This window comes from Pseudomonas sp. NFX71 (assembly GCF_048079215.1).
Classification (GTDB): Bacteria; Pseudomonadota; Gammaproteobacteria; order Pseudomonadales; family Pseudomonadaceae; genus Aquipseudomonas; species Aquipseudomonas fluorescens_B.
This window is the reverse complement of the sequence record NZ_CP182230.1, coordinates 4,620,299-4,633,839: the sequence shown is the minus strand read 5'-3', so window position 1 is coordinate 4,633,839 and position 13,541 is coordinate 4,620,299. Positions and strand designations below refer to the sequence as shown.

At 60.1% G+C, this 13,541-nt stretch carries 14 protein-coding genes; 7 read left to right on the top strand and 7 right to left on the bottom strand.

Translation table 11 applies throughout. From position 1 onward, the window contains the following. Positions 1–10 precede the first annotated feature (10 nt). Genes ACM1ZW_RS21745 through ACM1ZW_RS21720 form a run of 6 tightly spaced genes read right to left on the bottom strand, consistent with a single transcriptional unit; the run spans position 11 to position 5,009 of the window. Positions 11–511: an aromatic-ring-hydroxylating dioxygenase subunit beta gene (locus tag ACM1ZW_RS21745; protein ID WP_416739317.1), complete on the bottom strand. Its 501-nt coding sequence runs from the start codon at positions 509–511 to the stop codon at positions 11–13. Next, positions 508–1,791 carry an aromatic ring-hydroxylating oxygenase subunit alpha gene (locus tag ACM1ZW_RS21740; protein WP_416739316.1) on the bottom strand — a complete coding sequence of 428 codons (1,284 nt, stop codon included), beginning with the start codon at positions 1,789–1,791 and terminating at the stop codon, positions 508–510. The genes ACM1ZW_RS21745 and ACM1ZW_RS21740 overlap by 4 nt, the downstream gene beginning before the upstream one ends. Before the next feature lie 22 nt (positions 1,792–1,813). Continuing rightward, positions 1,814–2,962, bottom strand: coding sequence for an amidase (locus tag ACM1ZW_RS21735; RefSeq protein WP_416739315.1), 1,149 nt, complete (start codon positions 2,960–2,962; stop codon positions 1,814–1,816). Then, on the bottom strand, positions 2,959–3,444 hold the full coding sequence (locus tag ACM1ZW_RS21730) for a nuclear transport factor 2 family protein (protein WP_416739314.1): 486 nt from the start codon (positions 3,442–3,444) through the stop codon (positions 2,959–2,961). The genes ACM1ZW_RS21735 and ACM1ZW_RS21730 overlap by 4 nt, the downstream gene beginning before the upstream one ends. A gap of 3 nt (positions 3,445–3,447) precedes the next feature. After that, positions 3,448–3,819, bottom strand: a complete 372-nt coding sequence (locus tag ACM1ZW_RS21725; protein WP_008033901.1) for a hypothetical protein — start codon at positions 3,817–3,819, stop codon at positions 3,448–3,450. Positions 3,820–3,845: 26 nt separating this feature from the next. After that, positions 3,846–5,009, bottom strand: coding sequence for an acyl-CoA dehydrogenase family protein (locus tag ACM1ZW_RS21720; RefSeq protein WP_017338077.1), 1,164 nt, complete (start codon positions 5,007–5,009; stop codon positions 3,846–3,848). A 225-nt stretch (positions 5,010–5,234) separates the two neighbouring features. Here ACM1ZW_RS21720 and ACM1ZW_RS21715 point away from each other — a divergent pair, with 225 nt between their 5' ends. The 7 genes from ACM1ZW_RS21715 (at position 5,235) to ACM1ZW_RS21685 (ending at position 12,319) form a co-directional block, all read left to right on the top strand. Then, the gene (locus tag ACM1ZW_RS21715; RefSeq protein WP_414883992.1) at positions 5,235–6,716 is read left to right on the top strand and encodes a PAS domain S-box protein; all 1,482 of its coding nucleotides are present in this window, start codon (positions 5,235–5,237) and stop codon (positions 6,714–6,716) included. 276 nt (positions 6,717–6,992) lie between these two features. Beyond that, entirely contained in the window at positions 6,993–8,141 is a 1,149-nt protein-coding gene (locus tag ACM1ZW_RS21710; protein WP_017338075.1) for an amine dehydrogenase large subunit, read from the top strand. 13 nt (positions 8,142–8,154) lie between these two features. Then, complete coding sequence (locus tag ACM1ZW_RS21705) at positions 8,155–8,694, top strand: MauE/DoxX family redox-associated membrane protein (RefSeq protein ID WP_017338074.1); 540 nt, start codon at positions 8,155–8,157, stop codon at positions 8,692–8,694. A gap of 3 nt (positions 8,695–8,697) precedes the next feature. Next, positions 8,698–9,318 carry a methylamine dehydrogenase accessory protein MauD gene (gene mauD / locus ACM1ZW_RS21700; RefSeq protein ID WP_017338073.1) on the top strand — a complete coding sequence of 207 codons (621 nt, stop codon included), beginning with the start codon at positions 8,698–8,700 and terminating at the stop codon, positions 9,316–9,318. A gap of 19 nt (positions 9,319–9,337) precedes the next feature. Beyond that, a complete protein-coding gene (locus ACM1ZW_RS21695) occupies positions 9,338–9,859 on the top strand; it encodes a methylamine dehydrogenase light chain (protein ID WP_008079640.1) in 522 nt (173 codons plus the stop codon). A 99-nt stretch (positions 9,860–9,958) separates the two neighbouring features. Continuing rightward, positions 9,959–10,480 (top strand): cytochrome C, encoded by a 522-nt coding sequence (locus ACM1ZW_RS21690; RefSeq protein WP_414883994.1) that lies wholly within the window; start codon positions 9,959–9,961, stop codon positions 10,478–10,480. A gap of 414 nt (positions 10,481–10,894) precedes the next feature. Then, the gene (locus tag ACM1ZW_RS21685; protein ID WP_017338071.1) at positions 10,895–12,319 is read left to right on the top strand and encodes an undecaprenyl-phosphate glucose phosphotransferase; all 1,425 of its coding nucleotides are present in this window, start codon (positions 10,895–10,897) and stop codon (positions 12,317–12,319) included. Between the two features lie 23 nt (positions 12,320–12,342). Here the strand turns inward: ACM1ZW_RS21685 and ACM1ZW_RS21680 are convergent, their stop codons facing one another. Further along, positions 12,343–13,479, bottom strand: a complete 1,137-nt coding sequence (locus ACM1ZW_RS21680) for a glycosyltransferase 61 family protein (protein ID WP_416739313.1) — start codon at positions 13,477–13,479, stop codon at positions 12,343–12,345. Positions 13,480–13,541: the final 62 nt, after the last annotated feature.

Genomic DNA, 13,541 nt, shown 5'->3' with positions numbered 1-13,541 from the left:
GTGTTGACCCTCACAGCAGGAAACCGAGCGCGCTCAGGCTGTCCGTGGAATTGATCAGGCGCACGACCTTGCGCTCCAGCTTCGCGACACCGTCGGTGAAGCGAATGCGATGGTTCAGGTCAGCCACGAACGGCGTGTGCACGCCGCGTTTGTAGGCGTACAGCAACTGCGCGGAATTCACGTCAACCACGTCCCCCGCCGCTTCCACCAGACGAAAGCGCGAAACGCTGCGCACGGTTTTCGCCGCGTCCACCGCCGACGGCGAGTAGCCGGCAGTCAAGCGTTCGATGCGCAAGTCACGCATGCGTGCATCGTCATAGGCGTAGTTGAGGTTGGCCTCGAAGTCTTCGGTGTCCGGGTCGATCGGCACGATGTAGCGGCCGTTGTCGCTCCACAATGTTGCCCATTCGGCGTAGCGCTTGTGATCGAGCAGTTCGGCTTCGCGCCAGATGAACTCGATGGCCTGGGCCAACGGGCCGGAAAAACCGTTCAGGGTGTAGTGATTGCTCATTGGCTCATCATCCTTTTCCACATGTCATAGGCACCGCGCATGCCGCCCTCATCGGTGGCGTGGCTGACCTTGTCACCGTTTTCAGCAATGATTTCGCGATTGAGGCCGCGGTTGACCAGAATCGGCGCATCGACGCCGGCGTACGAACCGCGTTGCACTCGGTCCCAGGCCTCGGCATCGTCCGGACTGCCGAAACCGAACGGACCCTGGAAATGCTCGTGAATACGCAAGCGTTCGCGATTGGCGATTTCCGGACCGCCATCCATGCCCAGCGCGACGTGACGGATCTCCGTCTCAGTCACCGAGACCGGACGCAGCACGCGGAAGAACGACATCGACATCGCGACGTTCGGGAACAGGTTCAGGTTGAAACCGGCGCCGTGCAGCGAACGGACGATGCGGCGTACTTGCGCAGGCTCCATGGTTTTCGACAATTCTTCGGTGACGTGAGCGAAGCGTTCCTGCAATTGTTCGGTGCCGTCGTCGTGATCCAGATCGACGTGCTCCGGGACCATCACCATCACGCTGTGGCCATTGCCCAGCGAATGGGTGACGGCTTGCTCGTCGGTCATGAACGAGAGCATTTCCGAGGTTTCTTCGTCCACCGACGACATGAACGACTTGTGTACGATCGGGAAGTGATAGCCGTCTGTGGTGTTTTCCAGCTGGATCTTCCAGTTGCCCTTGAAGCTGAACCTGTGTTCGCCCTGAGTCTTGATCGGGTAACCGGCGCCCTGCTTCATGAACAGGTCCATCCAGTGTGTTGCACCGCCAAGGAAATCCACCAACGACTCGATCTCGTCGTTGTAACTGGCGAAGACCATGCCGGCATAACTCTCCACGCGCAGGCGGGTGAGCGGCAGTTCGGATTTTTCCAGAATGCCTTCGTAGCCATCCGGATAAGGCAGCGCACGCAGTTTGCCGTCGAGGCCATACGACCAGCTGTGATATGGACAGGTGAAACCGGTGGCGTTGCCCTTGTGCTTTTCACACACCGTGGCGCCACGGTGCCGGCAGCGGTTTTCCAGGACGTTGATCTGGCCCTTCTTGTCGCGTACCACAATCACCGGGCGACGGCCGATGGTCGCGGTCTTGAAGTCGCCGCTGTTGCGCACTTCGCTTTCGTGGGCAACCCAAACCCAGGTGCGGTAGAAAATCTTTTCCAGCTCGGCTTCGAACAGTGCCGGGTCGTTGTACAGCGAAACGTCGACCCGGTCGTGGCTGACCAATTCGTCCGGGCTTTTCGATGATGCGATCAGCCGGTATTCATGAGTGCTCATGCGGTTCTCCTCATGGCTTTTCTTATGACTTCTTTTCAGGGGTTGGCCGCTCAAGGGCCATGCTCTGTTGCAGCTGCGCACCTAAGGCGCAGACAAGCTCGTCCTGGCCTTTACGGCCCACAATCTGCAGGCCGACTTTCAGCCCGCCGCACTCCAGTTCCACCGGCACCGTCAGTGCCGGATGGCCGCTGAGGTTGAAAGGCCGAACCAGTGGCGTCATGCCGGCCACGGCTTTGCTCGCGCTGCGCGCTTCAATCAGCGTCGGTGGCAGGCTTGGCATCGTCGGTAACAACAGCACCGCAAACTCCTCCAGGGCGGCGTCCACTTGCTGAGTGAAACGTGCGCGAACTTTTTCAGCCTGCGCCAGCTCGGCGGCGTTGGTACGGCTGGCGGCCAACAGACGTTGCTCGACATCCGCGCCGATCAGGCCTTTACCGGTGAGGTGACCGAACGCGGCCCAGTTTTCAACGTTGATGACGGTCAGGCCGGCGGCAAACGCGGCCTCGAATTCGCTCAGGTGCAGGAGGCTGCGACGCCAGCCGGCACGGTCGGCGGCGGTGTCGAGGCAGGCTTGCAATAGCGGGTCGCAATCGACTTCAAGGAAACCGACTGACGCGCTACTCGTTGGCAAACCCTGAACCTGAAAGCCAGGGCAAATCACCTGCATCGCAGCAATCAAATCCGCCATGTCGGCAGCAAACGGCCCGACGCAATCAAGACTGGAAACCGCCGGATGGGCGCCGACCCGGCTGACCCGCCCGTATGTCGGCTTCAACCCGGCAATGCCGCAACACGCCGCCGGTACGCGAACCGAACCGCCCGTGTCGGTGCCAATGGCGATGTCCGCCAGACCGGCGGCGACGGCTGCGGCCGAACCGCTGGAGGAACCGCCCGGCACCCGGTCCGGCGCCTGCGGATTGATCGGGGTGCCGGTCCAGTCGTTGATGCCGGTGACGCCGAAGGCCAACTCGTGCAGGTTGGTTTTGCCGACGATTTGCCAGCCTGCATCGAGGATCGCGTCCACCACGTCGGCGTTGCGCACCGCCGGTTTGGCATCGGCAAATGCACGACTGCCCGAACGCGTCAGATGGCCGGCAATGTCGATCGAGTCTTTGATCGCGACCCGTTTGCCGCCACCACCGAGTCGAAATTCGCTGATAAACGTACTCATGCGCCCGGCTCCGAGGTGAAGAGATCCGTGTTGAACAAGCGTTGCGTACGCAAATGCGCGATCAGCCAGGAGCCGTCGACACAGCGGAAATCGATATTCAACCGTGTGCCGAACAGCTCACTGCGGCCATCGGTGTAAGTGGATATCTGCTGCATGATCCACTGCCCTCGGGCCGTGTTGCCGTCGACCGTGATCGACTCGCTGGTGAGGTAATGCAGGTTCAGGCGAAAGTGCTCCGAGGGCGGCAAGTAACTGCCGACGAATGCCGCCACCGCATCACGCCCACGGTGCTGGCCGAAGGTCTGCGCGGTGATGCTGCCGATGCCTTCCCAGATCGCATCGATGCAGAACAACGCCGCCAACTCGCTGACTTGAGTCACCGCCCTCGGCACATCGCACAAGTCCATATAACGCGCCATCAAGCGACGCACCTGACTCTCCCCTTCGAGCGTCGCGAGACGCTGCAGCAAGGCCTCGTTCATGGCTTACACCCTGGCCGCATCTGGAATGGTCAGCGGGCGACCGATGCGCGCTTCTACCTTGGCGTAACGCCACAGGCTGTATTCGTTCACCGGTGTGGTGCGAAACAGGTTGCAGGCGTCGATCACCGACTGGTGGCAGTCGACGTCGGCCATGATGTAGACGGTCCACGGTGAGGTGGTGGACGGGCCGACCATCAGCCGGTCATCGTCCATCGCGCCGAGAACGGTAATGCCGGGCATGGCGCCGAGGGAGCCCATCATCTGGCTGAAACCCTTCCACACGCTCAGGCCTTCGCCGGTGGGCAGGTCAAAAAAATTCTGGGTGATACCGATGCAAAAAACGACGCGCAGAGGTTCTTGGGTGGTCTGGGACATGAGGGGTGATCCTTTGAATAATGGGTTCAGATGTAGCCAGGGAATGGCGGCACGCCGAGGAACACCGAGCCGGCGCCGTCGTACAGGCCTTCGCTGAGGAACGCGTGCTGGGTGACCACCATCGAATCGCGCAGGTAGCGCTGCAGCGGATGGCGCAGGTAAATCGCGGTGGTGCCGGCGAGGCTGTAAGCGCTCTGCACCACGGCCGCTCCGGCCTGGGAAACGTGGATCGCGCTGAGGCGCAACAGGCTGGTTTGTTCGGCGGTAACCGGGTTGCCGGCAAGGATCGAATGCCACACCTGCTCGGTGGCGCCGTAGAAGAAACCGCGCGCGGCGGCCAAACGCGCTTCGGCCTTGGCGATCTCGATGCGCACGTAGGCACGGTCGGCCATTTTCGGCGCGCCGGTGATGCCGCTGCCGGCCGCCATGCGGCTGACTTCATCGAGCGCGGCGCGGGCCAGGCCGAGGTTGACCACGGCCAGCACTTGCGCGGCGTAGGCAATCGAGGGGTAGCGGAACAGCGGCTCGTCGATGGTCGAAGCGCCGCCACGGATGAAGGTCCAACGTTCATCAACGCGTTGGTCGGTGACGCGTAAATCGTGGCTGCCAGTGCCTTTGAGGCCGACCACGTCCCAGTTTTCGACGATGTCGACCTGATCGGCACGCAAGACCGCGGTGCGTGGTTTGCCGCCGGCAGCGCCAATACCCACGCCGAGCAGATCGGCGCCCTTGCAGCCGCTGGCGAATTTCCAGGTGCCGCTGACCTGCCAGCCGCCCTCGACGGTTTCGGCGGGTTGCAGCGGAAACAAGCCGCCAGCGAACACCAGGTCAGGACTTTTCGAGTAAATTTCAGCGAGGGTTTCTGGCGGCAATGCGGCGAGATAAACACCCGCACTGCCGAAGCTGGCCACCCAGCCGGCCGAGCCGTCGGCTTCGGAAATGCGTTCGATCATTCGCAGGAACAGCGCTGGCGCCAGGGCGTCACCGCCAAAGCATTTCGGCGTGGCGGCACGGTAGATGCCCACCTGCTTGAAGCGTTCGATCATGTCCCTCGGCACGTGGGAGCCGGTGTCGAATTCCTCACGACGCTGGCGCACTTCCTCCAGCACCTGCTCAAAGGCCTGGCTGTGGACGGTGTTCTCGTCGACGCCTGGCAGAGGGTCTTTCTCCGCGACAGCTGAGCGCAGCATGGGCTTCTCTCCGTTTAATTGTTATTGGTCGGAGCCTGCCTGGCGGCGTGGCGACCGTTGATGGGCTCAGTGTAAAAACCGCATCGGGTCGCCACTATTGGTGCGTGTAGCCACTTGGCTAAAGAAATCCCCTAGCCCGCCCCCGGTTACTTCTGAGCGCATCCCCACGCGCAAGACGGTATAAAACGCCATACTTCCCTTTCACCGGTTCCTCTGGGCTGCGCGATGTACCTGCCAAAACCGCACGACTTTTTCACCCTCATCGAAGCCATGCCGTTGTGCATCATTCTTCACGACGCACAGAGCAAGGAGATTCTCTGGGCCAACGCTGCCGCCCTGAGCGCGCTCGGTTTCACCCTGGAAGAACTGACGCCACTGAAAGCCCCGGACATGACCCGCGATGCGCCGAAGTACCGGCGCTCGGTGGGTTTGCGCTGGCTCGAAGGCGCCGCGCGCACGGGCCAGCGCGCCATCGAGTGGTGTTATCGCTCCAAGCAGGGGGTTGAAATTCTGTCCGAGGCGGTCGCCACACTGGTGCATCTGGAAGGGCGCGATGTGTTGATGGTGCAGTTCCGCGACATTTCCAGGGAAGACAAGGTCAAGCGCGACCTCAAGCGTTTCGAGAGTCGGCTCAAGGCGTTCATGCAGGACCTGGCCGAAGGTGTTGCGGTGCTTGGTCCTGAGGGAGATATCCGTTTTATCAGCGACTCCGGCGCCCATTTGCTCAACAGCGAAGAGCACGCGCTGATCGGCGAAAATTTCCTGTCCTGGTGCGACGAGGAGTCACGCCAGCGCCTGTTGCAACAGTTGGCCAGCGAAACACCGGAACACGCACCGTTCAGCGTGCATTACCACGTGCAGCGCCGCGACGGTGAGTGGCGCTGGCATGAAGCGACCTGTCGTTTTATCGAAATCGAAGACGATCTGGTTGGCCATCTGCTGTTGTTTCGCGACGTCACCGAGCAAGTGCGCGCCGAAGAAGCGCGGCGCGTCAGCGAGCAAAAACTCGAGTACCTGGCCCGCTACAACGCCATGGGCGAAATGGCCGTGGCGATAGCCCATGAGCTGAGCCAGCCGCTGGCCGCCACCCGCAACTTCATCGAAGGCGCGATGATTCGCCTGAACAAAGAGCAAGCCACCGATCAGGGCGTCGCCTGGGGCTTGCAAAACGCCGTGCGGCAAATCGAGCATGCGTCGCTGATCATCAAGAGCGTGCGCGATTACGTGGTCAAGCTGGAGCAAAGCGAAGAGCTGATCGACCTCAATGCGTTGCTGCGCGAAACCCGTTACTTCATCAGCCTGCGCGCCGACCCGAGTCAGGTCCGCGTCGACATTGTCGCCAGCCCGACGCCGCTGATGGTGAGCTGCGAAAAAGTGCTAATCGGTCAGGTCATTCTCAATCTGGCGTTCAACGCGATTGAAGAGATGAACGACTTGCCGGTCGAACGACGGGTGTTGCGGATTCAGGCCAGCGCCGAGAACCACCTGGCGCTGGTGCGCATCGAAGACTGCGGTCGCGGCATTCAGGCCCAGGCGCAAGAGAAGCTCTTCGACGGCTTCTTCTCCTCCAAGGTCAGCGGCAACGGTATCGGCCTGGCGCTGTGCAAAAACATCATCGGCCGCCACCGTGGCGATATCTGGGCGCAAAACCTTGAGCCCTGCGGCGCCGTGTTCACCTTCTCCCTTCCCCTCGCCACTCCCGCCTGACACTCGAAGACTCGCTACGACCAAAACCTGAGACAAGCACAAAACCTGTGGCGAGGGGTTTACCCCCCTTGCCACAGGTTTTTCACCCGACTCCTGCGCCCAGTTGATCGGCAGTTCCGGCGATTTCGAAATGTGCTTCTTGAGACTGGCACAGACACACAAACACTTGGCAGCCACAGCAATTCACCCCCTCGGCCGGCGAGGCAGAATCGAACTGCAAAAATCTGCCAATGCACCCGCGATTTGCGTGAACAATAATTCAGGGAGTTCCCCCTAATGCGAGCCACCAGGATCACCGTACAGTCAGCGCTGAGTCTCAGCCTGCTGGTACTCGGTTTGAACAATGCCAGCGCGGATCTGCCCGCTGACACGATCGGCCAGACCGTTCTGGCATTTCCACCGGAAGTCCATCGCGCGTTCATCGTCGACGTCGAATTCGAAAGCTTCGTGGCCGGCCGCGTCACCGTGGTCGACCCCGACAAAAAACGCGTCCTCGGCATGGTACCCACCGGTTTTGCGGCGCCTTCGACGCTCAGCCACGATCAGAAAACCCTCTACAGCGCCGACATCTTTTACTCACGCGGCACCCGTGGCACACGCACGGATGTGTTGACCGCATGGGACAGCTCGACCCTGTCGCCGGCCTGGGAGCTGTTGATTCCGACCAAGCGCGCCGAGTCGCTGACCCAGCGCTACGGCTTGAAGACCAGCGGCGATGACCGCTTCGTCTACGTCTACAACTTCACGCCGTCGACTTCAGTGACCGTGGTCGACACCCAGGCCAAGTCCGTCGCCGCTGAACTGGCGATTCCGGGTTGCGTACTCAACTACCCGATCGGCAACCGCCGCTTCGCCTCGCTGTGCGGCGATGGCAGCCTGCAGGTGATCACGCTCAACGATCAGGGCCAGGAAACCGCGCGCAGCCGCACGCCGTTCTTCGACCCCAATGCTGAAAAGCTCAATGAGCGCGCGGTGAACATCGGCGACACCTATTACTTCACCACCACGACGGGCACGGTGCGCCCGGTGGATTTCTCTGCCGATGCACCGAAAATCCTGCCGGCGTGGTCACTGACCAGCGACGAGGAAAAGAAAGCCGGATGGGCGCCCGGTGGCTGGCAGCTGATGGCCGTCGCGCCAAAGCTGAACCGTTTGTACGTGCTGATGCACGACGCTCACGAACCGATGAAGTGGGAAGACCCGAGCCCGCTGATCTGGGCGTTTGATCTGAAAACCCACAAGAAGGTGGCGACGCTGGAAGCACCGGTACCGGTCTGGAGCATGCAGGCCACCGGCGACGACAAGCCGCTGCTGCTCGGCACGGACGTTGAAGGCGGCTTGCAGATTTTCGACCTCAAGACCAACACGCTCACTGGCAGCATGCCGAAAGTCGCCAAAACCGCGACTCAGGTCATGAGCTACTAAACGAGGTTCGGCCATGTATATCGATCCGATCTTCATCATTGCCAGCGCGCTCGCGATTGCGGTGTTGCTGGCCAGTGCCGCGACGCACAAGTTACGTGCACCGGCACGTTTTGCCAGGCAACTGGGCGACTACCAACTGCTGCCTGGCGCGATCGTGCGCCCTGTCGCCCGAGTCATTCCAGTGATTGAACTGGCGATTGCCTTTGCGCTGCTGGTGCCGGCCTGCCGTTCGTGGGCGGCGCTCAGTGCTGCCAGCCTGATCGCGCTCTACGCCGCGGCCATCGGCATCAACCTGTGGCGCGGTCGCGGCGACATCGACTGCGGTTGTGCCGGCCCGGACCAGGCGCAGCCATTGCGTCCGGTTCTGCTGTTGCGCAACAGCGCGCTGGTGGTCCTGGCGCTGCTGGCCAGCGTGTCGCCGGTCGCCCGTGACCTTGGTTTTTTCGACGGCTTCGTCACTGTCGCCGCCAGCGCCGTCGCGCTGCTGATTTACGCCGCAGCCGACGGCTTGCTGGCGAACTCCCCTCTTCTGCTCAAACTGATTGGTAGGTGATCAATGGAAGGCTTAATCGTTTCCAACGTTCTGCTCTGGGTACTGCTGGTGGCCGTGGCGTTTGTCGTCATGGGCCTGGTCCGGCAGATTGGTGTGCTGCACGGGCGTCTGGCCCCGGCCGGTGCGCTGATGGTCGACAAAGGCGTGGCGGTCAACGAAGCCGCGCCGCAAGTCACGGCTTCCGACCGTCACGGTCGCCCGGTCAACTTCGGCTATGCCGGTGAAAAATCCCAACTGCTGTTTTTCCTTTCGCCGACCTGCCCGATCTGCAAATCCCTGCTGCCGGCGATCAAGTCGATTGCCAGGGAACAGGCGAATCGCCTCGACGTGGTGTTCATCAGCGATGGTGACATGGACGCCCAGCAAGCGCTGATCCGCGAACACAAACTGGAAGACGCCACTTATGTGGTCGGGCCGGAAGTCGGCATGACCTATCAGATCGGCAAGCTGCCGTACGCCGCCCTGATCGACAAGACCGGCACCTTGCGCGCCAAAGGCCTGGTCAACTCCCGCGAGCACCTGGACAGCCTGTTCGAAGTCGAACACCTGAAAAGCGCCACGCTGCAGGAATACCTGAACAGCCAGCCGCACGCTCACGATCACAGCCACGGCCATAGCCACTGATTAAGGCAGGGAGACTTTTATGAAACTGCTGGATCTGTTATTCGAGCGCTCGACCCGTCGAGTGGCCGACACCACCTCGCGTCGCAAACTGCTGGCGCGCATGGGTTCCCTGATGGTCGCGGGCGCCGCGCTGCCCCTGCTGTTGCCGCTGGACCGCACCAGCAAAGCCCTGGCCGCGGACAACCCGAAGGCCGGTGACCCGGGTGATCCGAACAGTTGCGACTACTGGCGCTACTGCTCGATCGACGGTTTTCTGTGCAGCTGCTGCGGGGGGTCGGTGACGTCCTGCCCGCCGGGCACCGAAGCGTCGCAAGTCACCTGGATCGGCACGTGCCGCAACCCGGCCGACGGCAAGGACTACATCATTTCGTACAACGACTGCTGCGGTAAACAGAGCTGCGCCCAGTGCGCCTGCACCCGTAACGACAGTGAAGAACCGGCCTATCGCCCGTTCAACAACAACGATGTGAACTGGTGCCTGGCCGCCAAATCGCACATCTACCACTGCACCGTTTCGATCATTCGTGGCGTGGCGGTTTAACGCGCAGTTGCCGTCGATTGTTCGCGCAATCGGCGGTTTTTTTTGGGTTTGTCGTTTTTTTTATTTGCGGTTACCGGCCATCAGCACAAGGTGTCTGTCATGCGTAAGTTGCTATTCCTCGGTCTTGCCTGCGTCATGGCTGCCCCGCTCGTACACGCCAGAGCCATCCCCGACCCGGCGCAGCGTCATGCGCCGGGTAATGAAGCGCCGCAGAAACCGATTGCCCAGGCCGGCTACAGCGTTGGCGTGAATTACCAATTGCAATGCGCCGGTTGCCACCTGGGCAATGGCATGGGCTCCCCCGCCAATGACACACCGCGGATGGCGGGATTTGTCGGCAACTTTCTCAAGGTACCGGGCGGGCGCGAGTTTCTCGTGCGTGTTCCCGGCATGTCACAGTCCGCGCTGGACAACGCGCAGCTGGCCGACTTGCTGAACTGGCTCATGCGTGCAGACGGCATGGCCGGCAAAAGCACACCTGCGGATTATCAACCTTACAGCGCGGAAGAAGTGGCGGCCCTGCGCGCAAAAACCATGCTCAACCTTCCAGGCACCCGCGCCGAACTGATCCAGCAGATGCGTGCGCAAGGCATCGCCATTGAAGACGGGATGAATAACTGACAACGGTGTAACCGGACCGCCACGATGAAAACGGGGACCCCGGTTCCCGCCCTGCCGGTTGCGCCCTGCCCTGCGAGACGTCTGTCCCGCGCGAGTTACCGTCCCCAAGATTGCTGATCAGACAAGCCTGCGGTAGACACCGCGGAGGCGTCCCCCCGTGTTTGCTCGGCCCCTCCTGCCCAACTTCATTTTTTGCCTTGATTGTTGTATGAAACAGCAGTGATTCAGTGAATGTTTGCACAGTGGTGCTAAAGTGATAGCACCCGACTTCGTCTCACCAGATTTACACATTTTAGGGTGGAGACCTGTCACAAGCATGAGTAACTTGTCGGTGGCGCTGAGGCTCTCAAGCGAGGGCTGTTTGACCTGAATCCTGTCATATCGAGCGCAAGGGAAAGCAAATGAGGTCTGAAAATGATTTTTGAGCCCAACAGTACGCGTTCCGTTCTCCAGCGAAGAAGCAGCACCAGTATCGTCATTCAGGCCGGTCTCGATTGCGTTGCGGTAACCGGTGTCGCGTGGTTTTTGATCAATTATCATATCGGCTTCATTTCCCAGGATTACGTCATCCTGCTCCTGCTCCTGCTGGGGGCATTGGCGGTGGTGTACGACCACTACGCCATTTACCGCAGCAATGTCGGTTTTACCGTCAAAGCCTTCAAGCTTCTGAAAGCGTGGACCGCGACCTTTGGTTTTCTCGTGGCCATGGCTTTTCTGACCAAAACAAGCGAACGGTATTCGCGGCTGTTGGTTGGGGAGTTATTTGTTCTTGGCTACTTTGCCCAGTTGTTTTTGCACCTCGCCACACGGGAAATGCAGAAGCGGTTTCTGGCTCACCCGACGCAACTGGAAAATTCGCTGATCATCGGCTCGGGGGAACTGGCGAGCTACCTCCACAAGAAAATCAGCAATAACCCCTGGCTCGGTGAACGCATCGTCGGCTGTGTGTTGATTGGCGCGGACGATGACTGGGGAAAAGAAGGCCAGGAAGGCGCAACTCGTCTGTCGATACTGGGCAATATCTCCGATCTTGATGAGTTGGTTGTCAAACACGCCATTCGTACCGTCTATTTTGTGACCCCTGTGGGCGGCTCCGAAGTTATCCAGAAGGTCTATTTAAGCCTGTTCGACAAACACGTCAGGGTTAACTGGGTGCCTGACATTTTCGCCTTGAAGTTGATCAACCACAGCGTTCGCGAGATTGCCGGCATTCCCGTGCTGACCTTGTCCGAAACGCCGCTGATGGGTATGCGGCTGTTTCTGAAGAATCTCGAAGACAAGGTCGGAGCTTTTCTCATCCTGCTTTTTGCGGCGCCCGTGCTGGCGATCGTCGCCCTTGCGATCAAGATCGATAACCCCGGCCCTGTGTTCTTTCGTCAACAACGCATGGGGTGGAGTGGCGAAGTTTTCCGGATCTGGAAGTTCAGAAGCATGGTGGTCCATCAAGCGTCGGACGGCACCGTCAAGCAGGCACAAAAGAATGATCCACGCGTGACGAGGGTCGGCGCCTTTATTCGGAAAACCAGCCTGGATGAACTGCCGCAGCTGTTCAACGTGTTGATGGGGGAAATGTCGCTGGTAGGCCCTCGTCCGCACGCGATCCAGCACGACGTGCAGTACTCGCCCGATGTCTCGGGCTACTTTGCGCGCCACAACATTAAACCGGGCATCACCGGCCTGGCTCAGGTGCGTGGCCTTCGCGGTGAAACGAAAGATATAGAACAAATGATTCGGCGGGTTGACTCAGACATCGAGTACATCAACAACTGGTCGCTCTGGCTGGACTTCATCATTCTTTTACGGACGGTATCGGCCTTCTCCGGCAAACAAGCCTACTAACCGGTCACGCGTAAAGGCGAGGATTAAGCCTCGCCGTACGATGACGGAAAGAGATCCAGCGTGCGCTCCACTTCATCGGGGTCAATGGTGAAACCGGTGCCCGCGGGCGTGCCGACCACAAAGCCAAAGTTCTGCCGGTCACGATCGGTCAGGTACTTGAAGAAACAGACAAAACGATCAGGCGGCTGCAAAACGAGCAGCGAGCCGCCCGGGGGAAGCACATTGACCCCATGGATAAGCTGACTCCCCTCGATCCCTATCACGGTTCTTGCCCCGGCACAGGCCGCGACAATGGTTGGAACATCGGATGTCGCCGGGTCGAGAATGCGAAAGCCTCTACGGTCACGCAGGCGCTCTGCCAGTTCCCTCTCATTGCGCAGCAATCGCAGCTCACCCTTGCCGCCTCGCAGGATGAACACGCCCGGATGAGCGCTGACGTTGACGTGCGACAGCAATTTTTCACCCATCGCCCGAAAACGCAGGTGCTTGTTTCGGTTTTGGCTCAGATCGTCAAAGATCACGAGTTCACGGAAAAAAGCATTACGTAAACGAACGGGCCTCATGTCCAGCCAGTTCTCGTAACCGGGGGCATGAAGTATGCCGTTCCTGGCAATGGAAACATTATCGGCAAAGGGTGCCGTGGTCACCGGGACACCTTCGTCGCAGGCTAATCGATAGGTCAAACAATCATCCATCAGCCAGGTGCCAAACCATTTGTTTCCCCCCGCAGTGCAATACAACGCGCCGCGATCGATTTCGTTTTCTACGCGAATGCCCGGTAACCGGCCAGCACCCGGGGTCAACCACGATTTGGCATTGCCTTTGTAGAGCGTGCCATCGATCAACCAGACATCCTTTAGCAAGTAGCCTCGGGTCGGGCTATGTTCAACACGACCGACACCTTCCATTGTGCGTCGAGGATGCTCATGAGGATAAAAAAGCGCCTCGGCCCAACCCGTCACACGCTCCAGTTGATCGGGCAGGTAGAACGCGGGCGGAGCCATCGCGATTTCGCCCGGGGCAATGTCCCAGGTTTTCACGGCCTGACTCTGAAGGGGCAGCGACGGCGTCCGAGTGACACGCGTGTTGAAAAGGTGCTTATACGCCGCGAAGCTCCATTTCGATTGGCCGCCACTCGTCAATGCATTAAATTGAGACATAGCCACCCCATCCAGATATGGATAAACAGCAACAAGCGTTCTTGGTTAAAACCGGTTTTTTA

What these genes read in the sequence shown, in the direction of transcription:
- ACM1ZW_RS21745 (WP_416739317.1), bottom strand. Translation starts at nt 511, where the DNA reads ATGAGCAATCACTACACCCTGAACGGTTTTTCCGGCCCGTTGGCCCAG.
- ACM1ZW_RS21740 (WP_416739316.1), bottom strand. Translation starts at nt 1,791, where the DNA reads ATGAGCACTCATGAATACCGGCTGATCGCATCATCGAAAAGCCCGGAC.
- ACM1ZW_RS21735 (WP_416739315.1), bottom strand. Translation starts at nt 2,962, where the DNA reads ATGAGTACGTTTATCAGCGAATTTCGACTCGGTGGTGGCGGCAAACGG.
- ACM1ZW_RS21730 (WP_416739314.1), bottom strand. Translation starts at nt 3,444, where the DNA reads ATGAACGAGGCCTTGCTGCAGCGTCTCGCGACGCTCGAAGGGGAGAGT.
- ACM1ZW_RS21725 (WP_008033901.1), bottom strand. Translation starts at nt 3,819, where the DNA reads ATGTCCCAGACCACCCAAGAACCTCTGCGCGTCGTTTTTTGCATCGGT.
- ACM1ZW_RS21720 (WP_017338077.1), bottom strand. Translation starts at nt 5,009, where the DNA reads ATGCTGCGCTCAGCTGTCGCGGAGAAAGACCCTCTGCCAGGCGTCGAC.
- ACM1ZW_RS21715 (WP_414883992.1), top strand. Translation starts at nt 5,235, where the DNA reads ATGTACCTGCCAAAACCGCACGACTTTTTCACCCTCATCGAAGCCATG.
- ACM1ZW_RS21710 (WP_017338075.1), top strand. Translation starts at nt 6,993, where the DNA reads ATGCGAGCCACCAGGATCACCGTACAGTCAGCGCTGAGTCTCAGCCTG.
- ACM1ZW_RS21705 (WP_017338074.1), top strand. Translation starts at nt 8,155, where the DNA reads ATGTATATCGATCCGATCTTCATCATTGCCAGCGCGCTCGCGATTGCG.
- mauD (WP_017338073.1), top strand. Translation starts at nt 8,698, where the DNA reads ATGGAAGGCTTAATCGTTTCCAACGTTCTGCTCTGGGTACTGCTGGTG.
- ACM1ZW_RS21695 (WP_008079640.1), top strand. Translation starts at nt 9,338, where the DNA reads ATGAAACTGCTGGATCTGTTATTCGAGCGCTCGACCCGTCGAGTGGCC.
- ACM1ZW_RS21690 (WP_414883994.1), top strand. Translation starts at nt 9,959, where the DNA reads ATGCGTAAGTTGCTATTCCTCGGTCTTGCCTGCGTCATGGCTGCCCCG.
- ACM1ZW_RS21685 (WP_017338071.1), top strand. Translation starts at nt 10,895, where the DNA reads ATGATTTTTGAGCCCAACAGTACGCGTTCCGTTCTCCAGCGAAGAAGC.
- ACM1ZW_RS21680 (WP_416739313.1), bottom strand. Translation starts at nt 13,479, where the DNA reads ATGTCTCAATTTAATGCATTGACGAGTGGCGGCCAATCGAAATGGAGC.